Raw genomic sequence first — 25348 nt, 5'->3', positions numbered from 1 at the left:
CACTCATGACTGTCTTTCACCGTTTAAGTATTGCCGCTATTGATCGTGACACACCCGATGCTGTGGCGGTCACCTTTCATATTCCTGAATCGCTGCAAGCGCAGTATCGTTACCGCCCAGGTCAACATTTGACGCTAAAAGCCGCGATTAATGGCGAAAATCTTCGTCGCTGCTACTCCATTTGTAGCGCCCCCGATGAAAACGGGCTCAAAATTGGCGTTAAAGCTATCTATGAAGGGCGATTTTCTAACTTTATCAACCAACAACTGAATGTTGGAGATAGCTTAGAAGTGATGATCCCTCAAGGGCAATTTGGCTACCAACCCGATAGCCAGCAACAAGGACACTATTTAGCCGTGGCGGCAGGCTCCGGTATTACCCCGCTGTTATCCATCATCAAAGCTACGCTGCAAACCGAGCCAAATAGCCGCTTTGTGCTGATTTACGGTAATCGCAATAGCCGCTCAGTGATGTTCAAAGAAGCCATCGCTGACTTAAAAAACCGCTTTGCCACCCGTTTTCAAGTGCTGTATCTGTTTAGCCAAGAGCCTCAAGAAAGCGCGTTGCTCAGCGGGCGCATTGATGCGCAACAACTTAGTGCCTTAGGAAAATCCCTTCTCAATTTTAGCCAATTCAACCGCACCTTTATTTGTGGTCCAGAGTCTATGATGGATGAGGTTCAAGAAACCTTAATTCATCACGGCATGGCACAAGAGCGCGTACACACTGAGCGCTTTAATACCTCTGGCGCGAAATTCAAACCGACCCTTGCCACCAGCGAAAACCGCCAAGTCACCCTTCAATTAGATGGGCGCACCTTAAATATCAATATGGATGGGCAAGATGACAGCATCCTCGATGCCGCACTGCGCCAAGGCGCTGACCTGCCTTATGCCTGTAAAGGTGGTGTTTGCGCCACTTGCAAATGTAAGTTGCGCTCAGGAGAAGTTGAAATGGGCGTGAACTACAGTCTCGAACCTGACCAAATTGCCGCCGGTTATATCCTCAGTTGCCAAGCATGGCCAAAAGGGGATGGCGTGGTATTGGACTTTGATGTGTAGGGATGAGCAATGGAAAATAATTGGATTTTATCTCAACAACATCACCGCGTTCTGACGCTGACGCTTAATCGCCCCGATGTGCGCAACGCACTGAGTACACCGTGCCTTGAATTACTGGTTAAGCATCTTGAACATGCGCAAACCGACGACAATATCGGCGCTATCGTCATCACGGGTAATCCGCGTTTCTTTGCCGCAGGGGCTGATCTTAAAGAGCTTCAGCAGCAAACCGTTGCCAGCGCTATAACAGATAAACGTCCGCAAGTTTGGCGCCGCTTTGCGCAAATCAGCAAGCCGATTATTTGTGCCGCTAATGGCTATGCGTTAGGCGCGGGGTTCGAGTTATTGCTCGCCAGCGACATCATTATTGCAGGGGAATCCGCTCGCTTTGGTCTACCGGAAATTACCCTTGGACTGATCCCCGGAGCGGGCGGTACTCAGCGCCTTATTCGTGCCGTGGGCAAATCCCTTGCCATGCAAATGGTACTGACCGGAGACACCATCAGCGCTGAGCAAGCCCAACAAGCCGGATTGGTCAGTGAAGTGTGTGTGGACGCACTCACCCTTGAACGCGCTCAAGCCATTGCCAAACGCATTGCAGGTCATGCGCCTTTAGCCGTAAACGCCGCCAAAGCTGCGCTAGTGAGCGCCCAAGAAACTCACCTGACCGAAGGCTTAAAACTGGAGCGCCAATACTTTGTCAGCCTTGCGGGTACTGACGATCGCCAAGAGGGGATCGCCGCCTTTTTCGAAAAACGATCCCCCCAATTTACAGGACGCTAATCATGATAAATGACACCGCTCTCACCGACGAGATGATCCTTACAACGCTGGAAAATGGGGTGCTCACGATTACCTTAAACCGCCCTGACCGCCTAAATAGCTTTAACGATGAGATGCATCGCCAGCTGAGCGCAGCCATTAAAATCGCCGAACAAGACGAAACCGTCCGTTGCTTAGTGATCACCGGAGCGGGCCGTGGATTCTGCGCCGGGCAAGATCTTAACGATCGTAATGTCTCCGTCGGATCCAAAGCCCCTGATCTGGGCTTTTCCGTCGAAACTTACTACAACCCGCTGATCCGCCGCCTCGTCGCCTTACCAAAACCGATTATTTGTGCTGTGAACGGCGTTGCCGCAGGTGCAGGAGCAGCGATTGCCCTTGCGGGAGATATTGTTATCGCCGCGAAAAGCGCCAGTTTTATTCAATCATTCTGCCGCCTTGGGCTGGTGCCTGACTCCGGGGGAAGCTGGTTTTTACCGCAATTAGTCGGTCGTGCTCGTGCCATGGGTATGGCGATGCTAGGGGATAAAATTAGCGCGGAACAAGCATTGCAGTGGGGTATGATTTGGCAAGTCACGGAAAATGACCAACTCGCCACCACCGTCAACAACCTCGCGAAGCACCTTGCAACTCAACCGACCTATGGGTTGGGGCTGATCAAAAAAGCGATTCACAGTGCCGCCACCAATACCCTTGATGAGCAGCTCAATTTAGAGCGAGATTTACAGCGCTTAGGCGGGCGCAGCCAAGATTATCGCGAAGGCGTCGATGCGTTTTTAAATAAACGTGAACCGACGTTCCAAGGGAAATAACCATGAAGACTTCACTAAGCTCATCAATACAAAATGTCGCTGTGATTGGTGCAGGTACTATGGGGATTGGAATTGCGCAAGTCGCTGCGAGTGTAGGTCTACAAGTGCACATTTTTGACGTGAACGCCCAAGTGTTGCAGCAATCTTTAACAGCACTCATCACTCATTTACGCAAACGCGTTGAGCAAGGAAAAGCCGACGCCAAATGCACGGAAGAAATCCTTGATCGCCTCCATGTTGTCGACAGTCTTGCCGCCCTTGCTGACGCCGATTTAGTGATTGAAGCAGTCGCAGAGAAACTTGCCATTAAGCAGGCTATTTTCAGTGAACTTGAAGCCATTTGCCGCGAAAATACTATTTTTTCCAGCAACACCTCGTCATTATCTATCACGGCAATTGCCAGCGTACTCAAACACCCTGAGCGTATGGCTGGATTGCACTTTTTTAACCCTGCCCCCGTGATGAAACTGGTAGAAGTGATCCGCGGACTCGAAACCGCGGAGAACGTGATTGAAATCCTAAAAGCCCTGACACTGTCGTTCAATAAAATTCCGGTGATTTGCCACTCCACGCCAGGCTTTATTGTTAATCGTGTAGCAAGACCTTTTTATGCAGAAGCCTTACGCGCATTAGAAGAGCAAGTGGGCAACCCCGCCACATTAGACAGTGTCATGCGTGATGCTGGAGGCTTTTCCATGGGTCCTTTGCAGCTCACCGATTTAATCGGGCATGATGTTAATTACGCCGTGACAGAATCCATGTTTCAAGCATTTGGCTATGACCCGCGTTTCCAAACCGCCTTTGCGCAATTGGCATTAGTACAAGCAGGGCACCTAGGACGTAAATCAGGTCGCGGATTTTATGATTACACCGCCGATAATTATGATGATCATAATAAATCCGCATCTCGGGTCGATATTGCGCCTGCCGTGACACAGCCTCGCCAGCTCGACATCAAAGCCTATGGAAATTGGCAAATATTTCCTGAACTTAAGCAACTCTTACAGCAAAACGGGATCTGCCTCGAAGAAGTTGAACAAAAAACGCGCCCGTCACCCTCACTGGTTGTTAACGGAGTTATTATTATGTTAACAAATGGTGAAATGACATCCACCCTTGCGCAAAAACTTGATAAGCCCGTAGTGCAATTTGATTTATCCGCCAACTACGTTGCGGCAACCACTATCGCTATCAGTTGCGCAGTACAAAATAGCCACCAGCAAAACCAAGATGCGATTGCCTTTTTTCAGTCCCTCGGTAAGCAAGTGATTGTGCTGCCGGACTACCCTGCACTGTTAACCCTGCGTACCGTTGCCATGTTGTGCAATGAGGCTTTGGATGTGGTGAATAAAGGGGTCTCAAGCGCCCAAGATACTGATCTGGCGATGCGTTTCGGCGTGAATTACCCGAAAGGGCCATTAGCATGGGGCGCGCAAATCGGTTGGTCACATATTTTGCACACCCTTGAACAGTTAACTGATTTCTATGGGGACACGCGCTATCGCCCCAACCCATTACTACGCCAGCTTGCTGCCGGTTTTCAATCACTCTCATTGGAGGCGTTGTCATGAATTCACTGCCCAACATCACCCTCGCTCAGCAAGCGGCACATGCCATGTATCGCGATGATACTTGCGCTAAAGCCATGGGCATGGTGATTGAAGATGTTGCTGAAGGCTATGCGCAACTCACCATGGTGGTTATGCCCAATATGCTTAACGGGCATAAAACCTGCCACGGCGGGCAGTTGTTTAGTCTGGCAGATACCGCGTTTGCGTATGCCTGCAACAGCCAAGGTTATGCCGCCGTCGCCTCTATGTGCTCTATCGATTTTTTGCGCCCCGGTTTTGAAGGGGATGTACTGACTGCCACCGCAAAAATGCAGCACCAAGGTAAGCGCAGCGGGCTGTATGAAGTAGAGATCATCAACCAAGATGGCAAGCCACTGGCGCTGTTTCAAGGCCGTTCCCACCGTTTAGGTCACCGTTTAGTTGGAGAAGCCTCATGAATGACGCCTATATTTGCGATGGTATTCGCACCCCGATTGGTCGCTATGGCGGCGCATTATCCTCACTGCGTCCCGATGACCTTTCTGCCGTCACTCTTAAAGCATTGATGGCACGTAACCCACAACTGGACTGGACACTGACCGATGACATTATCCTCGGTTGCGCCAACCAAGCGGGGGAAGATAACCGCAACGTCGCGCGAATGGCGGGGCTACTGTCTGGCTTACCAATTTCAGTTTCCGGCACCACCATCAATCGCCTGTGTGGCTCTGGCTTAGATGCCATAGCTCTTGCCGCTCGCAGTATCAAAGCAGGGGAATCGGGATTGATGATTGCCGGTGGTGTAGAATCCATGAGCCGCGCGCCGTTCGTGATGGGAAAACAAGATTCTGCCTTTTCTCGCCAAGCGCAAATTTTTGATACCACTATTGGCTGGCGGTTTATCAACCCATTAATGGAGCAGCAATTCTCCACCGACTCCATGCCAGAAACCGCGGAAAACGTGGCGCACACCTACAATATCAGCCGCGAAGACCAAGATGCCTTTGCCCTGCGCAGCCAACAGCGCACCGAAGCGGCTCGCCTTAAAGGTATCTTTGCCGAAGAGATTGTTCCCGTCACCGTGACATTGCGCAAAGCACAGAAGCAAGTCACTGAAGATGAGCACCCACGCCCTGAAACCACACACGAACAGCTGCAAAAACTAAAAACACCGTTTCGTGAAAATGGCAGCGTCACCGCAGGCAATGCTTCTGGAGTCAATGATGGCGCTGCCGCATTAATTATCGCTTCCGAAGCGGTTGCCAAGCAGCAAGGGTTAACCCCGAGAGCGCGAGTCATTGCCACAGCCACTTGTGGCGTCGAACCGCGCTTAATGGGCATTGGTCCACTACCTGCCACACAAAAAGTCTTAAAGATGGCAGGGCTGACTATCGAACAAATGGATGTGATTGAACTTAACGAAGCCTTTGCCGCTCAAGCACTGGCTGTATTACGGGGCTTAGGTCTGCCAGATGACGCCCCACAGGTTAACCCCAATGGTGGGGCTATCTCCTTAGGGCATCCGCTGGGTATGAGCGGGTCTCGCTTGGTGATTTCCGCCATGAATGAACTGCACCGCAAGCAAGGTCGCTACGGGTTATGCACCATGTGCATCGGTGTGGGTCAAGGTATTGCAATGATTATTGAACGCGTCTGAATAACAAAACTGCCTGACTCCCCTACACCTGTTCAGGCAAGTATCAATAATAATAAGGATTGGCAATTATGAGCATGACACAACACGATAATATCGACCCGATCGAGTTTGCTTCCCGCGATGAGATCGAGGCGTTGCAGTTCTCACGAATGAAGTGGACACTCACTCACGCATACGAAAATGTGCCAATGTACCGCAAAAAATTCGATGCCGCAGGCGTACACCCTGACGATTTTAAACAGCTTAGCGACATCGAAAAATTTCCCTATACCACAAAGCAGGATTTACGTGAAAACTACCCATTCGATACTTTTGCCGTACCAATGGATCAAATTATCCGTATTCACGCCTCTTCCGGTACCACAGGGCGCCCGACGGTTGTCGGTTATACCCAACAAGATATTGATAATTGGGCAGATTTAATCGCTCGTAGCCTGCGCTCTGCGGGTGCCACTCGCGGGGATAAAGTCCACGTTGCTTACGGTTACGGGCTATTTACTGGCGGACTCGGAGCACACTATGGTGCTGAGCGTCTTGGCGCGGCAGTTATTCCCATGTCCGGCGGTCAAACCGAGAAACAAGCGCAGCTGATTGTCGATTTTAAGCCCGATATCATCATGGTAACGCCATCTTACTGCCTTAGTATTATCGACGAACTTGAGAAAATCATGGGCGGAGACGCTAGTAAGTGCTCACTAAGAATTGGCGTCTTTGGAGCAGAACCGTGGACAGAATCCCTCAGAACTGAAATTGAAACTCGCTTGGGGATCAAAGCCTTAGATATTTATGGCTTATCTGAAGTGATGGGACCTGGCGTTGCCATGGAGTGTGCAGACTCCGACGAAAGCGGTCCAACTATCTGGGAAGACCACTTTTACCCTGAAATTATCTGCCCAAATAGCCTAAAAACCCTCGGTCATGGGGAGCATGGTGAGTTAGTGTTCACTACCCTTACAAAAGAAGCCATGCCAGTGATCCGCTATCGAACCCGCGACCTTACTCACCTAAAATCCGGTGGAAACCGCCAGATGCGCAGTATCGGAAAAATCACGGGGCGCTCCGATGACATGATGATTATCCGTGGCGTGAACGTTTTCCCGTCTCAAATTGAAGAGCAAATTATGCAATTCAAAGAGTTATCTCCACACTACCAGCTGGAAATCGGTCGCCAAGGCAACATGGATAACCTCTCTATTCGTGTTGAGCTCAAACACCCTGAACAACTGACCTTTGATGAACGCTGTAATATCTGCCACAACCTCAAACACCGTATTAAATCCATGGTGGGGATCAGCACCCGCGTAAGCATAGTCAACTGTGGGGATATCCCCCGCTCACAAGGCAAAGCCCAACGAGTGATTGATACACGAATTGCCATTTAATCTCCGAGAATGAGGTGTATTCATAATGAATACGCCTCTCGGCAGGTTTCCTCACAATGCTCACACTCTTTGGTATGAAAACAAGACAACCTTCTGGTTTTTGTCTAAGATTTGCCAAGTACCTGATACATTAATTTTAGGGATAAAAGCATAATGGAAACCAAACTCAGCCAATTTATACACTACGCCATTGAGAGCCAACCTATCAGCGGAACATCGCTTATCAGCTCCCTATATGGGGATGCCTTGCACCACCGTGGGGGCGAGGTTTGGCTAGGTAGCCTGACCAAATTGCTTGAGCCTATGGGGTTTTCCGACCGCTTTGTGCGTACTTCCGTATTTCGTCTACAAAAAGAAAACTGGCTGGATGTCGAGAAAATAGGACGCCGTAGCTATTACCGTATTTCAGAGCGTGGGCAAAATCGCTTTCGTCGAGCGGAAAGCAAGATTTACCTCAGCGAACAACCTGAATGGGATGGAACATGGGATTTATTGCTGCTGGAAAGCGCAGATAAAGATGAAAAGATTCGCCTTAAAAAAGAGTTTGGTTGGCTCGGGTTTGGGCAATTTAATAGCGGCTTGATGGCAGCGCCAAGCCGGACACAAAGCGACATTCCCGCCTTACTGGGGGAGTTAAACGCGGCTGATCAAGTCATTTACTTCCGTGCCGATTATCCCTTCAACCGCTCCGAGAAAAAATTAAAAGAGTTAGTGTTTGATGCCTGGTCTCTCCCTGAAATTTCAGAGCATTATCATCAATTTATCAGCTTATTCCGCCCAGTCGCATTATTACTGAAAGAGCATGGAGAACAGGCGATTTCCCCTGAATTATGCTTCCAGCTACGCCTATTACTGATCCATTTTTATCGCCGCGTGATATTAAAAGACCCGTTGCTGCCCGATGAGCTGCTTCCAGCACAGTGGGAAGGACACATTGCGCGCCATTTGTGCACCAATATTTACCAGCGTATCGACCAAGGTGCCACCCAGTACGTCACTGGCTTGTGTGAAACCACCGTTGGGGAACTTCCACAACCCTCCAGCGCCTATTATCGACGTTTTGGCGGTATTCTTCGGGAGCTAGCAGCCGCATAATCATTATGCTAAAGGAACCTTTATGCCATTTTATCAAATTGACGGTATTACCCCTGTAGTCAGCCCTGAAAGTTTTGTTCACCCTACCGCCGTGATCATTGGCGATGTCGTGATTGGAAAACGTGTTTATATTGGACCTAACGCCAGTTTACGTGGGGACTTTGGGCGACTGATTATTAAAGATGGGGCGAATGTGCAGGATAACTGCGTGATGCACGGTTTTCCGCAATTCGATACTATCATTGAAGAAGATGGACATATCGGTCATGGGGCTATTTTGCATGGCTGCCATATTAAACGTAATGCACTGATAGGCATGAACAGCGTGGTGATGGATGGCGCGGTAGTGGGCGAAAATTCTATTGTTGGCGCCTGTGCATTTATCAAAGCGGATGCACAATTCCCCGATAACAGTTTGATTGTTGGAACACCCGCTAAAGTACTGCGTAGCCTGTCAGAGCAAGAAATTGAATGGAAAAGCAAGGGAACACTGGATTACCAAACCTTAGTGACCCGCTGCCTCAATACGTTCCAAGAAGTGATGCCGCTGACGGAGGAAGAGCCTAACCGCCCGAAACTGGTCTTTGACGATGTTGTTCCCAAGTCCAGACTGTAAAAAACCATTCTGTAAAAACTATTTTGTAAAAACCTACCATAAAAAAGCGCGTGCCAATCACTCACGCGCCCTTATTTCCATCAATGACTCGCCGTATTTATGATTTATTAGCTTTGCTGCCAAACGGCGGCTTCGCAAACCACACCGTCACAATCAACGCGATAAACACCCAGCCACATAACCAGAAAATCTCATTCGCCGCGATAATCAGCCCTTGGCTAGTGATCTGCTGAGCAATAAAGCCGGAGGTTTGCTCCGTGGTCATGCCATGCGCCGCCATCCCTTGGTACATATCGAGGGATTCTGGGTTGTAATCCGTAATAAATTCAGTGAGCTGGCTATGATGCACTGCCTCCCTATCACTCCACAGTGTGGTGGTGATCGATGTCCCAATTGAGCCCGCCAACGTACGGAAAAAGTTCGCCAAGCTGGAAGCTGAGGCTAATTTTTCAGGAGGCAGCCCCGACAGCGTCAAGGTGGTCAACGGCATAAAGAAACAGGCTACCGCCATCCCCTGCACCAACTGCGGCCAGACAACGGCATCGAACCCCATGGATGGCTCAAAAGTATAGGCGCGCCAGAAGAAGCAAATGGCATAAAACACGAAGCTAAAGGTGACTATCCAGCGAATATCTAAAAAGTCAGAGAGTTTTGCGACAGGTGCTGAGAACAAGACTGGCAAAAGACCGATTGGCGCGAGTGCTAACCCCGCCCATGTTGCGGTATAGCCGTACACTTCTTGCAGCAGCTGCGGCAACAGTACGATCGCCCCAAAATATGCCATATACGCCAAACTGACCGAAATCGTCCCGATGGTAAAATTGCGGGATTTAAACAGTGATAATTCGACAATTGGGTTTTTGGAGGTCAGTTCCCAAATAACCATAAACACCAGCGCAATCGTGGAAATCACGGCAAGAATCACAATCTCATTGGACGCTAACCAACCGAGCTCTTTCCCTTTATCCAGCAATACCTGCAAGCAGCCAACACCAACAGATAACAACGCTAAACCGATCACATTGAATGGCACTTTAACCACTGTCGATTCCATTCCCTTGAGGATGATCGAGCCAACAATGATCACGAAGATCCCAAGAGGGATATTCATAAAGAAGATCCAGCTCCAATGGAAGTTATCGCTAATATAGCCGCCAAAAATAGGTCCAAAAACAGGGGCTAAAATAATGGTCATCGACCAAAATGCCAATGCCATATTCTGCATTTTCGGCGGATAACACCGCATGATGAGACTTTGCGAGAGCGGGATAACAGGCCCAGCAACCGCCCCTTGTAGCACACGGAATAAAATCAGCATGCCAAGGCTATCAGAAAATCCACACAGTAATGAAAATAGCGTAAACAGTGCCGTTGCCCACAGGAAGACTCTTATTTCCCCAAACCGTTTGGCTAGAAAACCGGAAATCGCGATAGAGATGGCGTTCGATACCCCAAACGAGGTGATCACCCACGTCCCCTGAGAGACAGACACCCCAAGATTTCCCGCAATTGTCGGGATAGCCACGTTAGCAATCGTGGAGTCCAACACCTGCATAAATGTCGCCAGAGACAGGGCGATAGTCGCCCAGACGAGTTTAGCCCCTTTTAGCGGTTGAATATCAGCCATGGGACTAATCCGCGTTATCGCTGATAATGGTGTCGATCACCTGATCCACATCGTTTAACTTCAGCACCAAAACATCACTTTCAAACGCAGGAGTCGTGCGTTGAACTTCTGACAACACGGGACCATTTTGGTCTTTAATATCGATGGTCACATTCATGGATAAACCGATGCGCAGCGGGTATTTCGCCACTTGCTCAGGGTCTAACTCCACACGGACAGGTAGGCGCTGCACCACTTTGATCCAGTTCCCCGTGGCATTTTGCGCAGGTAGCAATGAGAACGCACTTCCCGTCCCCATATCCAGCCCCACTACGGTGCCTTTGTAATTTACATTGCTACCATAAAAGTCACTGTTAATCGTGACTGGCTGACCGATACGCACATTTTCAAGTTGCGTCTCTTTAAAGTTAGCATCGACCCAAACAGGCTGAACCGGCACAATCGCCATTAACGAGCTTTGCGGGCTAACTTGGGAACCCACTTGCACATTACGGCGAGAAACATATCCCGTCATCGGGCTTTTGATTTCTGTCCGCTGTAGATTGATCCACGCACTGCGCACACTATCAGCCGCTTGTTGCACCGCTGGCTGGTTTTTCAGTGCCGTATTACGCAACAACGCGCGGTTGGCGTTATATTGTTGAATCGAAATATCCAGCGCCGCTTGCGCCAGTTGAACAGCTTCTTGAGAGTGCTGTAAGTCCTCTTTTGAAATCGTCCCACTGCGACCTAATGCGGCACGGCGCTGATAATCTTTTTGCGCTTGTGCAAGCGAAACTCGATTTTGTTGGATTTGGGCTTGGTACTGATCTCCATTGATATACAACTCTTTAGTTTTGCGCACCGTAGACGCTAAATCATGTTTGGCCTGTTCATAAGCCAGTTGCGCATTGGTTTTATCTAATACCACCAGCACATCACCTGCTTTCACCAAGTCGGTATTCTCAAAGTTCACTTGAGTGACATTTCCGGTAGTTTGCGCAACGATAGGGATCTGCAAACCCGACACATAGGCATCATCGGTATATTCTTGAAAACGCAGAACCAAAAACCAATACACGCCATAGGCGACAAACAGCAAAACAAAAATAACCGTGGCGATGATCATCCACAGTGTTCTTTTATTTTCTTGTTTCGTTTTTTGATGTTCTTCAATTGAATTTGTCGGTTGTTCCATAATAACTCTCAAGGGAAATAGACTTTATTTAAGCAATAAACCTATCTTTACGAACTCACCGTGATAATGCAATAGCCAACTGTTTTATATTAACTAAATATCCATTTTAATTTTTATTTTCTGTTTTAAATCAATCTTCAATCTTGTTTTTAAATTAGAAAAATCAAATGCAATCAAAAAAAGATGAGATTATTTAAAGATAATAAAAAACATTCTAAATAAGATAATTGCGAATCGTTAAATAATAATTGGTATTTATTTCTTTCACTCCAGAAAAGTCATTCTCTCGTTTTTTAGTCCATTTTCTACCATGTGTACGGCTTTTTACTCTCTCTAGTTCCCTCGCAAAAAATGTTAACCGTGATCAAACTTTGCCCAAAAAATAGCTCGCTAATTATTTATTTTCTATCTGCATCTGTGTTAATATTCGCAAACATTATGATTATCATTATCATTTAGTTTTACTAGGGAAAAACATGAAAACGCACTATCACTACTCTTTAATCGCTGCGGGTGTTTGCGCAGCATTGGCTTCATTTAGCGCCACAGCAGAAGAAAATTCAGACAAAATGATCGTTACGGCATCGGGTTATTCCCAGCAATTACGCGATGCTCCTGCCAGTGTTACCGTTATTACCGCCGAGCAACTACAAAACAAACCTGTGCGCGACTTAGCCGATGCAGTCAAAGATGTTGAAGGTGTCAGCGTCGTCGGAAGCGCCAATAAACAAGATATTAATATTCGCGGGTTATCCGGCGAATACACCTTAATCTTGGTGGATGGTCGTCGTCAAAATAGCCGTGAATCTCGCCCAAATGGTAGCGGCGGCTTTGAAGCGGGCTTTATGCCGCCTGTTGAAGCTATCGAGCGTATCGAGGTGATCCGTGGTCCTATGTCCTCCCTGTATGGCTCTGATGCCATGGGCGGCGTCATTAACATCATCACCAAGAAAGTGACCAATGAATGGCACGGTAGCGTGACTACGGGCGCAATTATTCAAGAAAATAGCGAAAGCGGCGATTCCATGGACGGTAACTTCTACCTGTCTGGTCCGCTGATCAAAGATAAACTCGGTTTACAACTGTACGGTGGCGGGGATTACCGTAAAGAAGACAAAATTCCAGATGGTCATGATAAAAAGGACAATAAAAGCCTGACCGCGAAATTAACCTTCACGCCGATGGAAAATCAAACCTTCTTATTTGAAGCGGGTAGAACCACCCAAGAACGCTATGCGGAACCGGGTAAATCACTGGCGGAATACTCCATGTTCAATGGTGTAAAACGTGATAATACCAAGTCTGAAACTCACAATAACCGTAACCATATGGCGCTGACCTACAAAGGCGATTGGGATGTTATCCAAACGGAAGTGAGTGTTTATCAAGAACAAACCAAACGTAAGACTAAAGCCGAAACCAAAGACGCAAAAACGGGGCTGTATAATTACGCTTATGAAGCGCGCGTACCAGAAATTACTAACACGGTAGTGGATGGTAAAGTCACCGCCTTCTTGCCGGATAATATCTTAACGGCGGGGACTCAGTACCAACACGCCAAACTGAAAGATACCTCCGCAACTGGTGCGAAAACCACGGAAAATGTCTCGTTAACCGCAGATCAATACGCTCTGTTCTTAGAAGATGAATTTACTGCCACTGAAAACCTGATTTTAACCGGTGGCATTCGTTTAGATCACCACGAATTCTATGGCGACCACTGGAACCCACGCGGCTATGCGATTTATCATTTAACCGATGAAATCACCATCAAAGGTGGGGTCTCGCAAGCATTCCGTGCACCAACCCTGCGTGAAATTAGCCCGAACTACAAAACCTCGACAGAAAAAGGTAAAGGGATCATTTACGGTAATGACAACCTGAAACCTGAAAAAAGCTTTAACCAAGAAATTGGTATCGCATATGACCATGAATCTGGCTTCAACGCGAGCCTGATGTTCTTTAATACTGACTTTAAAAATAAGCTCACCAGCTACTACACCGGTGATAAAGACCCAGTGACAGGCTTAAACCTGTACACCTATGACAACGTCGGTGAAGCCAATATTAAAGGGGTAGAAATCGCAGCAGGTATTCCATTTGCCGAAGATTGGAACCTTAGCCTGAACTACACTTACACCGATTCAGAACGTAAAAGTAATGATGAAAAACTCACCAGTGGCGAATCCCTCAAAGGCTACCCATTGGATAAAACGCCGAAGCACTTAGCCAATGCGAAGTTAGATTGGCAATATAGCCCAGACCTCAACTTATACACCCGTGCGCATTACGAAGGTGAGCAAGTGTGGGCTGCACAGCGTAACGGTTCTTCCGTTCCACGTTACCGTAAAGGCTATACCACTATGGATGTGGGCGCGACTTATCAGCTACTGAAAAATACCAAGCTGAATTTTGCGGTGTTAAATATTGCCAACGAGAAAGGCTCTAAGATTGACGCTGAGAATGGCGGTAACTGGGATGTTGAAGATGGTCGCCGTTACTGGGCGAATGTCAACGTGACATTCTAATCCCTGATTGCGGGTATGATGCTTATCGCTGATTACCCGCTGATTCTTTTTAGTTCGATGACAATCCCAATGATAAAAAAACGGTTTATAGCGAGTCTCTTGATGTGTATCGCAAGTATGTGTATCGCAAGCAATACTTGGGCGCGTCCCAACCCGAATATTCCTGAATTCGATGCGCGTGTGGCGGACGTATATACGGTGCAGCATCATGACATGCGCAATGGTCAGCGCGAGCTGCGTATCTACAGCGCCGTTCCACAGCATATTTCAGGAAAACGTCCCGTGCTGTTTATGTTAGACGGGAACGGCCTGTACCCGCTCGCGGTCAATCAGGCTGCGCAGCAATTTTCCCCTGAAAAATTACCGATTATTATTGGTATCGGCTATCCCAGCCCTGAGGCTTTTCCCAACAAAGAACGCACATACGACTACACGCCGAAAGTTGCTGGCGATGCATTCCAACACGGGGGCGGTGCGGAATCTCTGTACCAGTTTCTCACCTTCACCATTCGCCCATGGGCTGAGCAGCAGTTCCCGATAGATACCCAGCGTGAAACCTTATTTGGGCACTCATTTGGGGGGTTATTTACCCTGATGGCATACCAAGACCACCCTGCGGATTTCCAGCATTTTGTCGCGGCAAGCCCATCATTGTGGTGGGGAGAAGGGAAAATGGTGAATTTAGATAAGTTAACGCGCCCATCGAAGGCATCACCGCTAGATATCACTCTCGGTGAGTTAGAAGAGACGCCAGATTTAAGCCGTTTAACCGATGAGCAGAAGCAGAATTATCAAACGCGCAAAAGTTGGATTTCTCCGCGTGAAGTGTGTGAAGCCATAAACAGCCCTCAACGGGTTTGTGATTTCACCTTATTTTCGGGCAAAACTCATGGTGGCGTCATTCCTGATGCCATCAAGAAAGCGTTGGAAATCGCCACATCCGAGCCATAAAAAACTCGGTTTCCTGCCCAAAAGCACGAAACCGAGTTGTTATTGATGAAAACTGACAAGACAACTTAACTGTCTATGGTGGCGCTAACGAGGTAATCCACAATATCTTGTAACCGTCGCCACTTCATCCACACCTCATCCTTTAATGGCTGTTCAGTATATTCCTCTATCGCTGTAATCAATTCCAACAGCTCTAAAGAATCGATATGCACATCGGCAATCAGCTCTGCATCCATGGAATAGGTTTTGTTGATACCTGAATACTCACGAATTTGCTGAAGATGGCGTTCTAGCCATTGCTGCGCAATATCTTGTTGTGTGGTCATGTCATTACCTTATGGAAAACGTTTGGCGTTATCGTTATACCGCTCGACTTCCGCTTGGTTTGGTCTTAAAGCGCCATGCTCCGTACCCGTGAAAAGCTCATCGGCTTTCGCGATAGAATCTGCAAACATTTGCTCCGCAGGTACCGTTTGTGGTGCTGTACGCAACCCTTGATAAATCTCTTTATCTGCTTGGCTGCGGTTTAACCCTCCTACTGTCGTGACAACGGGTTTTGCTGCATTTTCTGATCCATTACTCAATTTCCAGCCTGATTTCGTTTGAATATAGCGATTCTGGAAACCTGAATTTTTCGACAATAGCCATTGAATATCCGCAACATATTTTAGAGGTTGTTTAACTTGCTCGGTGGTTTCTAACTCAATGCCTGGCTGAGTTTCTTGCTCAATTACTGGCTTAGTTTCTTTCTTAACCGTTTTCTCACTTACTAATAGCTTACTTTCTAAAAATGACTTTTCAGCAACTTGTGGTTGGTATTGCTTAATGTTTGGGATTTCAAGTGTGGTTTTCACACTTCCCAATGTTTGAACGACAGGTGAAGCTAATTCTATATTCAAAACAGATTTAAATGACGTCGGTAATAATGGTTTTTCATTTCCTTCATCATTGGATGGAACAGAATTGATGCTCGTCGTTTCATGAGGAAAGGCATAGTTATTATTTGTCGTATTATACGTAGTATAAGTATTATACATATTTTCATTATGGCTAGTGCTGCTTGGCAATAACGGTGTTGACGGTGTTAAAGGCGTTGATGGAGAGGCTCTGAAATGCGGTCTTCCAGCGTCAATTTCATCATCCCCCATGCGATTTGCCCTTAAAGGTAATTCTTCGGTTGGAGATTGTGTCTGAGCTGAAGACTGACCTAAATCCATAATCACTTTTAAAGGGCGAATGGTTTCAATTTTTTCCTCCAACGCCAAAAATAGATTATGAATTTGGCAGGCTTTATCCACAAATGCTTGGCTTTTATGTTGCTGATACTCATTAATCGCACCCGCTGCTCGTTGCTCACAACCATGATTCAGAGAACTCACTAAGAAATCGTTGATCGGGCGACTATCAATTTCCTCTTGATTGAAATAAGTCAGGAGGGTTTCTTTGATTGCAGGGTCAACATACTGTTGCTGAAAACGCTGGGCTAATATTTGCAGTTTATCTTGACCCAATCCAGAGATTACCGATTCGATTTTTTTATCGAATGTTTTTTCTTCATTCCCCAGTACATGTTTTGCCTGCGAGTTTTTTTCACCCATCACATGCAGTTTTTTAATTAGGTTTGCGGCGCTCTCTATAAGACCTCTTTCAGCTTTTAATTCTTCCGGTTTTAATAACGTTAATAGAATTAAATTATTCTCTGGGCGATAATTAATCTCTTGTTGAATCAAATTACCACTCGCACCCGCACAAAGTGCCGATGAAATCATGTCCTTTGAAATTGTTGGAAATGCCTCATTTAACATCCGATGAATAATCGTAGCTTGTTTATTATGATTAGCTCGGTGTAATTCATTACGATCTCCGGTAATCGCAACTTGGTCATTTGTTATAGAACGCCCAGGGAAACTATTTTGATCCCCTACCGAATTAACAGCCGAAATTTGTGAGCTGATAGGATTATTACCCGCTAGCGATGTAGTATTTAATGATATATCTGACGAACGTCTTATTTCGGAATTAGCGCTTCCAATAATAGGCATAAAAACTCCTCATAATTACTTATGATTAAAATTAAATAGGATAAATGACTTAAATTACATATTGATCAGACTATTATTATTTTGATTTAAGTCTTTAATTAATTGAATTAATAACTGAACTAGTGTTTCAAAATGACTATTATCTTGACGAAAAGTCTCTAATAAACGGGAAGTACTGCTATTAACCGAATTTTTTTGGGCATCAATGGCTGTTTGTAGGCTCTGCAATTCCTGAGCCATGATGTCACTTCCCCCCCACTCAGCTGATGATTCAACAACAGACTTAAATATTTCACGTATAGGCTTTAAATCAGGGCAGATTTCAATTTTTTCACCCTTTTTCCTAACAATAAATCCTTGACCACTGAGTTTTTTTTCCCAGAATTTAAATTCTGCCTCCGTGTAGTCAAACGTAACAAATGGCTTTGTTTGAGAGTCTTTACTAGACCAGGATTTATAATATGTACTTGGTTCAGATACTCGCATAGCCAGATCTTTAGGAGTAGTGAGTTTATCGTCCGCATATTTTGAAACCGAACCTTCTAATTTGTGTAAAAAATCGAGAGGTTTAAAATTAATTTTGCCGTCTTTCCCTGCCTGGACACAAGAACTCATTAGGCCCACAGCCGTATTAACATCCTGCATATACTCCGTCGATGCTTTAACGATTTCACCGTATTTTTTCTGGTAGTCTCCGTGAATTTCTTCAATTAAATTAAAAGTTGCAGAAATATGGCTACGACCATCCTCAACTAATTGAGAGGCACGTTGAAACTGATCAGATGAATGTTTCATCGCCATCATCATTGAGCGATATTGATCTTTGACTTTATCAAGGTTGCCCGAAACAGCACTCTCACGAAATTGCGTTTCAATCACTTCTGAGCCCAATTGTGCGGCAAATTGAAGACCTTGTTGGTAGACATCTAAAGAGGGGTTTAGTACTAGCCCTTCCCCTATAACAAGGGAAGAGTCCTGAGCATCTAGATGCTTGGTCGCTGATCCATTGACTGGTGATTGTGGGTTTAAATGTCTCTGTGTGATGATTTCCATCGTGCTTAACCCCTTACCACGCTTTGGAAGGTACGCAATTGACCTTCACGGATCTCGCGCAGGTGCTCATTCATCTGTTTAACCAAGTCCATGCTTTTATCAATTTGCTTATCTTTATCCGCAGAGACGCTCCGTGCCACATCCGCAACAGATTGCTGCGTCATTTTATTCGCTTCTTCCGCTTTGACATTAACCTGATTCGCTGATGTTGCCATTTGACCTGCGTTGTCAGATAAGCGCCCACCTTGCTCAGCAATCCCCATCTTTGTACGGGTTTTGTTCATAATACGCTCATGTTCATCGCGCTCAGACAGCCCCAATTTATTAGTACGTTGTGCAGCCTCTGCACCACGCTGGTTAGCCAGTGCCTGCTGTGCTGGCGTTGCTTGATCAACGAGTTCCACACTCACACCCTCTTTATTTTTCAGTGTCAGTGAACTGTTTTTTGAAGACGAAGACAGAGAATTTGCATTCAGCTCATTCAAGCGGTCTGCTGCTGAGCCATTTTGGTTCGCCTTAACCAAGTTATTTTTAATTGATTGATTCTGTTGATGGAGAGATTTTGCTTGGAAAGCTGCGCCTGCTGTACTAATTGCCAAGGCAGTAAAGAACCCCGTCAATGCACCCGTGAACATCTCTTTACCTTCTTTGATGGTTGACTCTGCTGCCGCTTCAACCATTTTCGCGTTAAGCATTAAAAATTCGGCACTAATTCTACGGTCCGAAATATTCAGCTCTGCAACCACTTTACGAACTAGCTTAATCAGTTCCAACATGATGTCGCTACTAATGATGCCAACAAATTGCTGAGCTTTTGCACCTTCTAGTGACTTGGTGGATTTCTTATCCAACTCAATCACGTCCGAATTTTTCGATGACCCATCGAAGAAACTGCTGCCAATCATCACTTGAATGGCAAGGGCAATTTGTTTGTAATCAGTTTCATCCAGCTGCTGGTTATTAGCCAACACCTGATTAAGCGTTTTACTTTCTGCGGCGAAGACTTTTTCTACTGCTTGTTGCGCTTGTTCTGGCGTTATTAGAGTAAAGCCGTATAAATCGTTCAATAGCGCATTTTTTTCCACTGAATCTAACTTTGATAATGCAGCTTGCAGTTGTATTGGCGTCATTATTGATGCAGGTACAGATAATGCAGGTCTATCAATGGCGCTCTCAGAGAAATCACCAGAAATATCATTCAACTGAATATCTTGGCGCGCATTATTTACTGTAGAAGGCTGTGTTTTAGGTATAACCGAAAACCCAATGCCATTATGTTGGATCTGTGCAGGTAAATTTAATGATTGAGCGATAGTTGTCATATAAAAATTCTCCAAAATTTAAGCGAAGCGAGCCGTTTTCAGCATATCGACTTTATTGTTATTTGATTGGTGAAGAGTGGTCATCATGCCGCTGAACATTTCCTCAAATTGCTCATGGCTTTTAGACATAGATTTGATTAATAAATTAATTAGCTCCGTCAGCATTTGGATACTTTCATTATTGAGCATCATGCCTGCGAGCATCTCTTTCATATCACGCATCTGAGCTGCTGCTTCTAGACGTAACCCACCTGAAGTTGCCGCATTGGCAACAGAAAGACCTGCGCCAGTTCCTTTCATACCCACTTCCAAACGCGCCATATTGACGCTTTGCGTTTTTCCTGAAGAAGAGACTTTTTCTACTGTTTTACCAATATCTTTTACGTCATCAAGCTTATCAGCGGCTTTCGCAAGTTTTGTTGTATCACTCACTTTTACCATTTGCCCACCAAGGGAAACATAGTCCGAAGATTGATCCGTCGCCTTAGCAAAGCTTTGAACATCATCGAATTTATCGGCTAGCTTGGTGAATTTTGTCAGTTTCACCATTTCATCCGTATTATCTGCAACGGCCTGTCCCATTTTGGTACCTTTCGTTGCCATATTGCCTAGCGCATTCGTAAAACTTTTCGGCATCGCTTTCACGGCACTTTTCAGTAAAGTTCCCACGTTCTTCGCCAACATTTTGGTGACATTAGTTACTGTATTTGCGATATTTTTAACAAATGAAGACATAGAAAGTAGTGAAATTGCCAAAAATGCCACTGCGGCAAGAACCATTCCCACGATGCTGCCAATCTTTTTGGCTTCCGCTTCTGGCACACCAAAAGTAATCAACATATCCGTGACGACACTGGAAATTTCCGTCGCCAACATTTGCATCAAGCTCCCCTGTCCGGTCTCTTCCAAGACAATATCCGCGACAGACATCGCAATACCAATCGCGGCAACGGCCAACGTTAAAGGTGCGGCGGCACCAAACGTAGCAACCGTGGCAATCACAGAAACTGCGAGCATCACATAACTGAAAATCTTACTGGCGCAAGATGCTGCTTTATTGGCGTCTGCCGCCTTACGTTCTGCTTCAGCCGCTTCTTTGGCTTTTTTATCAGAGTCTTTACGAGAGGCTTCATTGATTTTCATCATCACCTCTTCTTGCTCTTTCATGTTGCGGATTGAATCTTCATTCATCGCTTTTTTGAGCTGTGCGGTGAGCATGGTTAACAGCGCAATGGTATTTTCCCATTTTTCACCATCAACATTCGTTTGCAGCGGTGCAGTCTCTATAAATTGATTTAATTTTTGACGATCTTTATCCGCAATTGCGGCTATCTTGGCAGAATCATCTAGCAACGAATCTAATGATACGTTTAACTGGTTAATCTCATTTTTGAGTACGCTGAGTTCGCTATCGAAGGCTGTAATGCTTGAATCTAACGTTTTTTGCTGTTGGGTAACTTGCTCAATTTCACTCGAAAGTTGCGCAATGTTCGCTTCCAACATCACCTCTCGCTGATACACTTCTTCGGTATAAGGCTTCGGGAGCGAATCTAATTGAGCTAATGCGGTTTTGTTTTCTGCTAACTGAGTGCTTAGCTCGGTCAGCTTTTGCTCATTACTTGTAAATAAAGAGACATTTTTCGAGCGCTGGTTAACCAAGTCGTTAGATTTAAGATTCAGCGGCTTTAATTGAGCCTTTTTTTCAGCAATTTTGTCATGGGTGTCTCTCAGCTGGTCAGTGGAACCAGCAAAGGAATCCAATAACTCCGCACCTTTTTGGCGTAATGCAGCCGACTCAATATTTAATAACTGCAAGCGGTTATTTAACTCACCGATATTACCTTCATGTAATAACTGGCGGATGGTTGAGAATGTTTCAATCAGTACCGCGTTGGCATTAAATCCTTTCGCTTGCTGAGCTTCAGGTGACATTTTCATTGCCGACATTTTAGGCTTTACTAGCTTTGGAAGATGCTCTGAACGCTGACGTTTCATTTGTTCTGAAGACATCAGTTCACCACATGCCTCTTCTAAGGCTAATACCGCTTTTGCGCTCGCCTCACCTAGCCCCAAAGGGTTATTCCCTTGCAAGAAAGTGTGAATATTATTAATTCGATCATTACCTGAAGCGTGACTTACGCCTGGCATGGTGACTTGACTCATGGTGTTTCCTTCTCTAGGTGTTAGAGTTCGATAATTCTGATGTCTCTGCTTTTTCGATATTTGCCTTCAAAGCACTCAAATAAGCTTCTGATTTTTTCTGTAAATCCGCATCAAGGCTGTTTTCAATTACGCTTTCAAAACAGTGAATTGCCGCACTGCTTTTCTTCAGCATCAAGTTGCACTGCCCTGCGTGGAATAATGGTCGGTAATCATTTTTCGCCAAAACAAAGGCGAGTGCGTATAATTCCGTTGCTTTCTCATAACGTTTTGTTAATTGATAAACAGCCGCTAACCCCATGACATAGTCAGTGTTATAAAAATCGTAAATACTTAAAAAGCGGAAAAAGGTTTCTGCTTCTTCTAACTTGCCTTGCTGATAAAATTCATAAGCGTAGGCATAAATGCCATCCATCGTGGTTTGTGGAATACCATGAATATCTTTATACGTTGCCCCATCCATGAGTGCCGTGGTAATTCCGTCGAGTAATGCTTCCATTTCGATTTGAGTGCTGTTAGTTTGGGTACTGCTTGTTTCTGTGTGGTTCATATAGTCACCTCGTTATTAATACGTGATATATGATGCAAACTGCTCTGTTGCATCATAATTAATCAAATTTCTCATTTCTTATAAAAAACGATTCAATGTATGAATAATTAATTCATAGCATCATAAATTTATGATGAAATTAACTTTTCCAATGCTTCATCAACATCTATTCCTAATTTCTCTAATTCCACGCGGATCAGCCAAGTAATTATTTGCATAACATCCTGTAATCCATTTTCATCAATAAAGCTGTTCTTTTTATAATTTCGCCATATTTGACGAGCCAAAATAATATCTCGTACTACAGGTACATTCTGTTGCTCTGCATATTTAATAACGGCTTTCGCTTGTACCCCGCGAGTTTTTAACATTAAGAAAGGCAGTGGTGCGACATTCGAGTCATAGTAAATTAACATGGCAATGTGTGTCGGGTTTGCCATAACGAATGTCGAGTTTTTAATATTTGACTTCACTTCCTCTGATAATATTTCTTGGTGTAGCCCTTTACGTGCGCTTTTAATATGGGGGTCACCTTCATTATCTTTGTACTCTTTTTTAACTTCCTGTTTTTCCATTTTTAAGTTTTTAATAAATAAGAAAAACTCTGCAATTGCATCCACTAAAACAATAATGAGCGCCACTGCAAGAAAGACAAATACAAAGATAATACAAAGAGTTACCCACTGCGTAGTCATGCCATTTATCGTGGTTCGATATAACATGAAAATTTCGTGTCTCCACACCACAAAAAAAGTGGCAGCGGAAACACTAAAGACCAATAAGTACAAAATGGCTTTAATCAGCTCTTTAAGCGAATTTAAAGAGAATATTTTTTTAAATCCGGCAATTGGGTTTAATTTTGTAAAATCGAGTTTGATTGCCTCGGTCGCTAATCTAAACCGACTCTGTAATAGTGAAATAATGGTGCCTGATAAAAAACAGGCAATCAAAATAGGCACCACTATGCTCAAAAATATTTTTGAGAATTGCCAAAGTAAATTATCGATATGAATATCATGTGGGTTTAATAATAATTTTTTCATTAACCCACCCAGTTCATATAAACTGGACATTCCGCCAATAACAAATGCACCAGTGACTAAAACAATTGCTGCTATGGTGTCCTTACTTTTATAACTTTGTCCTTTTTTGGCAGAGTCTTTTATTTTTTTGTCGGTAGGCTTTTCTGTTTTTTCAGCCATAGCACAGCCTCATAATTCCGTATCAATAATCATTAAGGTGAATAAAAAATAGTTTTTAATGGCGATATCGAAATCATATTGACCAAAATATCTGGAACTTCATTTTGGAAATAAAGTAAAAATACAATAAAAGCAATAATCGACTTAATTGCCAAAGACAATGAAAATGCGTTTAATTGCGGACAAAAACGGGAATATAACCCAAGCGCTACTTCCGAAATAAAGAGTGTCACAATAATCGGTGCCGTTAATATCACTCCGTTCACTACTGCCTTATTTATCCATTCCCCTAACGGTAAACTATTGAATGACGTAAACCCATGAGCAAAGGGCAATAATTGGTAGCTTTGCGCAAATACGTTGGCGAGTTGGTACATGCCCCCTTGCGCCAAAAACACCATACACACGATATAACTGATAAATACTGCTAATTCAGAGGCTTCTGTACCACTCGCAGGGTCTACAATACTACTAATGGTTTCTCCCCGCTGGGTATCTATCAACTCGCCGATAACATTGGCAATCATAAATGGCAGCCCTAAAATCAGCGCCAATACAATGCCAATACTGATTTCGTAAATGAAAACCTCACTGAGGCTGATTTCATCCCAATTTATTTCGCGAGCGGTAAGATAAGGCCACATTCCTAACGCCAAATACGCAACGACACAGTTTTTAATGATCCCACCATTGAGTAATTTATTACTCAAAAAAGGCAGGAAGAACATCACAGGGGCAATGCGCAACCATGCAAACGCAATCTTCACTAGCCCTTGTTGGAAATTAAAATACAAGGACGACGCTAATGAGAGCATCTCCTGGTTCATCCAAATAACCCTATCGCAGGCAGAGCGGTGGTCATGACTTCAATAGCGTAATTCATCACTTTATCCGCCAGCCAACCTGAAATCATAAACAAGGAACCAAATACGGCTAATAGCTTGATACCAAAAGGTAATGTCTGTTCCTGAAGTTGGGTCACGGTTTGTAAAAGCCCGACTAACAACCCCACGACCGTCGCCACAATCACAGGAATCGCTGACAATATGACGATCAACAACATCGCTTTATTGCTGACATAAATGATTGAATCCATTTTCTATTCCCTTACGTCAATGCTGTGCGAGTTCGAAATACTGCATCACCAGCCCTTTCGAAATCAGTGACCATCCATCAATTGCCACAAACAAAATCAATTTCACTGGCACTGAGATAGTCACGGGACTCATCATCATCATACCGAGTGCCAACAGAATGCTTGAGATCACCAAGTCGATAACCACAAACGGTAAATAGATATAAAAACCAATTTCAAACGCAGATTTAATTTCACTCAATGCGTAGGCTGGCAGTAATGAAAATAGCGTTGGCGCCGCTTGCTCTTCTTGTACCTCGGCTTCCGTTTTACCCTGCTGAATAGACTCGAAGAAATTCACTAATTGAGGATCGGAATATTTCACTAAGTAATCTTTATAACGCCCTAGTCCGTTATCAACGAAGTTGTCGATGGATTCCACATTGCTAAAATCCACGCTTTCGTGGCGCATGTAATTGTTCACATCTTGCAGCACAGGCATCATCACAAAAATGGACAGTAATAAGGCGATACCATTAAGTGCCATCGTCGAAGGGACTTGTTGTACGCCCATCGCATTGCGCACCATAATCAGCACAATCGAGATTTTTAGATAGCAAGTTCCCGCTGCAATAATAAAAGGTAGCAGTGTGGAAAAGGCGATAAGGACTAATAAAGGTATTTCATTCGGAACCGTTGGCATGC

General features: G+C 45.0%; 23 protein-coding genes. 11 read left to right on the top strand and 12 right to left on the bottom strand.

All coding sequences use genetic code 11. From position 1 onward, the window contains the following. Positions 1-5: 5 nt before the first annotated feature. The 9 genes from paaE (at position 6) to paaY (ending at position 8956) form a co-directional block, all read left to right on the top strand. Complete coding sequence (gene paaE, locus ACIH2S_RS01000; protein WP_430247935.1) at positions 6-1061, top strand: 1,2-phenylacetyl-CoA epoxidase subunit PaaE; 1056 nt, start codon at positions 6-8, stop codon at positions 1059-1061. A 9-nt stretch (positions 1062-1070) separates the two neighbouring features. Then, positions 1071-1844: a 2,3-dehydroadipyl-CoA hydratase PaaF gene (paaF, locus tag ACIH2S_RS00995; protein WP_323084744.1), complete on the top strand. Its 774-nt coding sequence runs from the start codon at positions 1071-1073 to the stop codon at positions 1842-1844. 2 nt (positions 1845-1846) lie between these two features. Next, complete coding sequence (gene paaG, locus ACIH2S_RS00990; RefSeq protein WP_430247934.1) at positions 1847-2656, top strand: 2-(1,2-epoxy-1,2-dihydrophenyl)acetyl-CoA isomerase PaaG; 810 nt, start codon at positions 1847-1849, stop codon at positions 2654-2656. 2 nt (positions 2657-2658) lie between these two features. Next, a complete protein-coding gene (locus ACIH2S_RS00985) occupies positions 2659-4227 on the top strand; it encodes a 3-hydroxyacyl-CoA dehydrogenase (protein WP_430247931.1) in 1569 nt (522 codons plus the stop codon). Next, positions 4224-4664, top strand: a complete 441-nt coding sequence (gene paaI / locus ACIH2S_RS00980) for a hydroxyphenylacetyl-CoA thioesterase PaaI (RefSeq protein ID WP_036948371.1) — start codon at positions 4224-4226, stop codon at positions 4662-4664. The genes ACIH2S_RS00985 and paaI overlap by 4 nt, the downstream gene beginning before the upstream one ends. Further along, positions 4661-5863: a 3-oxoadipyl-CoA thiolase gene (pcaF, locus tag ACIH2S_RS00975; RefSeq protein WP_036948369.1), complete on the top strand. Its 1203-nt coding sequence runs from the start codon at positions 4661-4663 to the stop codon at positions 5861-5863. Before paaI ends, pcaF begins: the two co-directional genes overlap by 4 nt. A gap of 68 nt (positions 5864-5931) precedes the next feature. Then, positions 5932-7245, top strand: a complete 1314-nt coding sequence (gene paaK, locus ACIH2S_RS00970) for a phenylacetate--CoA ligase PaaK (protein ID WP_108478678.1) — start codon at positions 5932-5934, stop codon at positions 7243-7245. 153 nt (positions 7246-7398) lie between these two features. After that, positions 7399-8340 (top strand): phenylacetic acid degradation operon negative regulatory protein PaaX, encoded by a 942-nt coding sequence (gene paaX / locus ACIH2S_RS00965; RefSeq protein WP_036983814.1) that lies wholly within the window; start codon positions 7399-7401, stop codon positions 8338-8340. Positions 8341-8362: 22 nt separating this feature from the next. After that, positions 8363-8956, top strand: a complete 594-nt coding sequence (gene paaY / locus ACIH2S_RS00960) for a phenylacetic acid degradation protein PaaY (RefSeq protein ID WP_349488123.1) — start codon at positions 8363-8365, stop codon at positions 8954-8956. A gap of 97 nt (positions 8957-9053) precedes the next feature. Here the strand turns inward: paaY and ACIH2S_RS00955 are convergent, their stop codons facing one another. After that, positions 9054-10583, bottom strand: a complete 1530-nt coding sequence (locus tag ACIH2S_RS00955; RefSeq protein ID WP_036949968.1) for a DHA2 family efflux MFS transporter permease subunit — start codon at positions 10581-10583, stop codon at positions 9054-9056. A 4-nt stretch (positions 10584-10587) separates the two neighbouring features. Continuing rightward, positions 10588-11760 (bottom strand): multidrug efflux MFS transporter periplasmic adaptor subunit EmrA, encoded by a 1173-nt coding sequence (gene emrA, locus ACIH2S_RS00950; protein ID WP_108478675.1) that lies wholly within the window; start codon positions 11758-11760, stop codon positions 10588-10590. A 476-nt stretch (positions 11761-12236) separates the two neighbouring features. Here emrA and ACIH2S_RS00945 point away from each other — a divergent pair, with 476 nt between their 5' ends. Together ACIH2S_RS00945 and ACIH2S_RS00940 are read left to right on the top strand one after the other, a co-directional pair. Continuing rightward, the gene (locus tag ACIH2S_RS00945; RefSeq protein WP_187128594.1) at positions 12237-14288 is read left to right on the top strand and encodes a TonB-dependent receptor domain-containing protein; all 2052 of its coding nucleotides are present in this window, start codon (positions 12237-12239) and stop codon (positions 14286-14288) included. 102 nt (positions 14289-14390) lie between these two features. Next, on the top strand, positions 14391-15239 hold the full coding sequence (locus ACIH2S_RS00940; protein WP_430247929.1) for an alpha/beta hydrolase: 849 nt from the start codon (positions 14391-14393) through the stop codon (positions 15237-15239). Positions 15240-15304: 65 nt separating this feature from the next. Here ACIH2S_RS00940 and ACIH2S_RS00935 read toward each other — a convergent pair whose 3' ends face one another. The 10 genes from ACIH2S_RS00935 to ACIH2S_RS00890 form a co-directional block, all read right to left on the bottom strand. Further along, the gene (locus ACIH2S_RS00935; RefSeq protein ID WP_036949962.1) at positions 15305-15565 is read right to left on the bottom strand and encodes an acyl carrier protein; all 261 of its coding nucleotides are present in this window, start codon (positions 15563-15565) and stop codon (positions 15305-15307) included. 9 nt (positions 15566-15574) lie between these two features. Continuing rightward, on the bottom strand, positions 15575-17281 hold the full coding sequence (locus ACIH2S_RS00930; protein WP_349488121.1) for a hypothetical protein: 1707 nt from the start codon (positions 17279-17281) through the stop codon (positions 15575-15577). Positions 17282-17335: 54 nt separating this feature from the next. Then, complete coding sequence (locus ACIH2S_RS00925) at positions 17336-18334, bottom strand: hypothetical protein (RefSeq protein ID WP_196712478.1); 999 nt, start codon at positions 18332-18334, stop codon at positions 17336-17338. 5 nt (positions 18335-18339) lie between these two features. Further along, on the bottom strand, positions 18340-19656 hold the full coding sequence (locus ACIH2S_RS00920; protein WP_430247928.1) for an IpaC/SipC family type III secretion system effector: 1317 nt from the start codon (positions 19654-19656) through the stop codon (positions 18340-18342). An 18-nt stretch (positions 19657-19674) separates the two neighbouring features. Continuing rightward, a complete protein-coding gene (gene sctE / locus ACIH2S_RS00915) occupies positions 19675-21819 on the bottom strand; it encodes a type III secretion system translocon subunit SctE (protein WP_430247926.1) in 2145 nt (714 codons plus the stop codon). A gap of 13 nt (positions 21820-21832) precedes the next feature. Next, a complete protein-coding gene (sicA, locus tag ACIH2S_RS00910) occupies positions 21833-22366 on the bottom strand; it encodes a type III secretion system translocator chaperone SicA (RefSeq protein WP_108478667.1) in 534 nt (177 codons plus the stop codon). 128 nt (positions 22367-22494) lie between these two features. Then, complete coding sequence (locus tag ACIH2S_RS00905) at positions 22495-23568, bottom strand: EscU/YscU/HrcU family type III secretion system export apparatus switch protein (protein WP_108478666.1); 1074 nt, start codon at positions 23566-23568, stop codon at positions 22495-22497. Positions 23569-23600: 32 nt separating this feature from the next. Then, the gene (sctT, locus tag ACIH2S_RS00900; RefSeq protein WP_036949956.1) at positions 23601-24395 is read right to left on the bottom strand and encodes a type III secretion system export apparatus subunit SctT; all 795 of its coding nucleotides are present in this window, start codon (positions 24393-24395) and stop codon (positions 23601-23603) included. Then, the gene (sctS, locus tag ACIH2S_RS00895; RefSeq protein ID WP_036949954.1) at positions 24392-24664 is read right to left on the bottom strand and encodes a type III secretion system export apparatus subunit SctS; all 273 of its coding nucleotides are present in this window, start codon (positions 24662-24664) and stop codon (positions 24392-24394) included. The genes sctT and sctS overlap by 4 nt, the downstream gene beginning before the upstream one ends. Before the next feature lie 16 nt (positions 24665-24680). Further along, the gene (locus ACIH2S_RS00890) at positions 24681-25346 is read right to left on the bottom strand and encodes an EscR/YscR/HrcR family type III secretion system export apparatus protein (RefSeq protein ID WP_036949952.1); all 666 of its coding nucleotides are present in this window, start codon (positions 25344-25346) and stop codon (positions 24681-24683) included. Positions 25347-25348 lie beyond the last annotated feature (2 nt).

The sequence above is a fragment of the Providencia lanzhouensis genome, from assembly GCF_050469745.1.
Lineage (GTDB): Bacteria > Pseudomonadota > Gammaproteobacteria > Enterobacterales > Enterobacteriaceae > Providencia > Providencia lanzhouensis.
The sequence above is the reverse complement of the archived record's forward strand: the minus strand, read 5'-3'. Positions and strand labels throughout refer to the sequence as shown.

Excerpts from the sequence above, each read along its gene's own strand:
- ACIH2S_RS00890 (WP_036949952.1), bottom strand. The coding sequence starts at position 25,346 with ATGCCAACGGTTCCGAATGAAATACCTTTATTAGTCCTTATCGCCTTT.
- paaG (WP_430247934.1), top strand. The coding sequence starts at position 1,847 with ATGATAAATGACACCGCTCTCACCGACGAGATGATCCTTACAACGCTG.
- sctS (WP_036949954.1), bottom strand. The coding sequence starts at position 24,664 with ATGGATTCAATCATTTATGTCAGCAATAAAGCGATGTTGTTGATCGTC.
- pcaF (WP_036948369.1), top strand. The coding sequence starts at position 4,661 with ATGAATGACGCCTATATTTGCGATGGTATTCGCACCCCGATTGGTCGC.
- emrA (WP_108478675.1), bottom strand. The coding sequence starts at position 11,760 with ATGGAACAACCGACAAATTCAATTGAAGAACATCAAAAAACGAAACAA.
- ACIH2S_RS00925 (WP_196712478.1), bottom strand. The coding sequence starts at position 18,334 with ATGGAAATCATCACACAGAGACATTTAAACCCACAATCACCAGTCAAT.
- ACIH2S_RS00905 (WP_108478666.1), bottom strand. The coding sequence starts at position 23,568 with ATGGCTGAAAAAACAGAAAAGCCTACCGACAAAAAAATAAAAGACTCT.
- ACIH2S_RS00945 (WP_187128594.1), top strand. The coding sequence starts at position 12,237 with ATGAAAACGCACTATCACTACTCTTTAATCGCTGCGGGTGTTTGCGCA.
- paaK (WP_108478678.1), top strand. The coding sequence starts at position 5,932 with ATGAGCATGACACAACACGATAATATCGACCCGATCGAGTTTGCTTCC.
- ACIH2S_RS00935 (WP_036949962.1), bottom strand. The coding sequence starts at position 15,565 with ATGACCACACAACAAGATATTGCGCAGCAATGGCTAGAACGCCATCTT.
- ACIH2S_RS00955 (WP_036949968.1), bottom strand. The coding sequence starts at position 10,583 with ATGGCTGATATTCAACCGCTAAAAGGGGCTAAACTCGTCTGGGCGACT.
- ACIH2S_RS00985 (WP_430247931.1), top strand. The coding sequence starts at position 2,659 with ATGAAGACTTCACTAAGCTCATCAATACAAAATGTCGCTGTGATTGGT.
- ACIH2S_RS00940 (WP_430247929.1), top strand. The coding sequence starts at position 14,391 with ATGTGTATCGCAAGTATGTGTATCGCAAGCAATACTTGGGCGCGTCCC.
- sctE (WP_430247926.1), bottom strand. The coding sequence starts at position 21,819 with ATGAGTCAAGTCACCATGCCAGGCGTAAGTCACGCTTCAGGTAATGAT.
- ACIH2S_RS00920 (WP_430247928.1), bottom strand. The coding sequence starts at position 19,656 with ATGACAACTATCGCTCAATCATTAAATTTACCTGCACAGATCCAACAT.
- paaX (WP_036983814.1), top strand. The coding sequence starts at position 7,399 with ATGGAAACCAAACTCAGCCAATTTATACACTACGCCATTGAGAGCCAA.
- ACIH2S_RS00930 (WP_349488121.1), bottom strand. The coding sequence starts at position 17,281 with ATGCCTATTATTGGAAGCGCTAATTCCGAAATAAGACGTTCGTCAGAT.
- paaY (WP_349488123.1), top strand. The coding sequence starts at position 8,363 with ATGCCATTTTATCAAATTGACGGTATTACCCCTGTAGTCAGCCCTGAA.
- sctT (WP_036949956.1), bottom strand. The coding sequence starts at position 24,395 with ATGAACCAGGAGATGCTCTCATTAGCGTCGTCCTTGTATTTTAATTTC.
- paaE (WP_430247935.1), top strand. The coding sequence starts at position 6 with ATGACTGTCTTTCACCGTTTAAGTATTGCCGCTATTGATCGTGACACA.
- paaI (WP_036948371.1), top strand. The coding sequence starts at position 4,224 with ATGAATTCACTGCCCAACATCACCCTCGCTCAGCAAGCGGCACATGCC.
- paaF (WP_323084744.1), top strand. The coding sequence starts at position 1,071 with ATGGAAAATAATTGGATTTTATCTCAACAACATCACCGCGTTCTGACG.
- sicA (WP_108478667.1), bottom strand. The coding sequence starts at position 22,366 with ATGAACCACACAGAAACAAGCAGTACCCAAACTAACAGCACTCAAATC.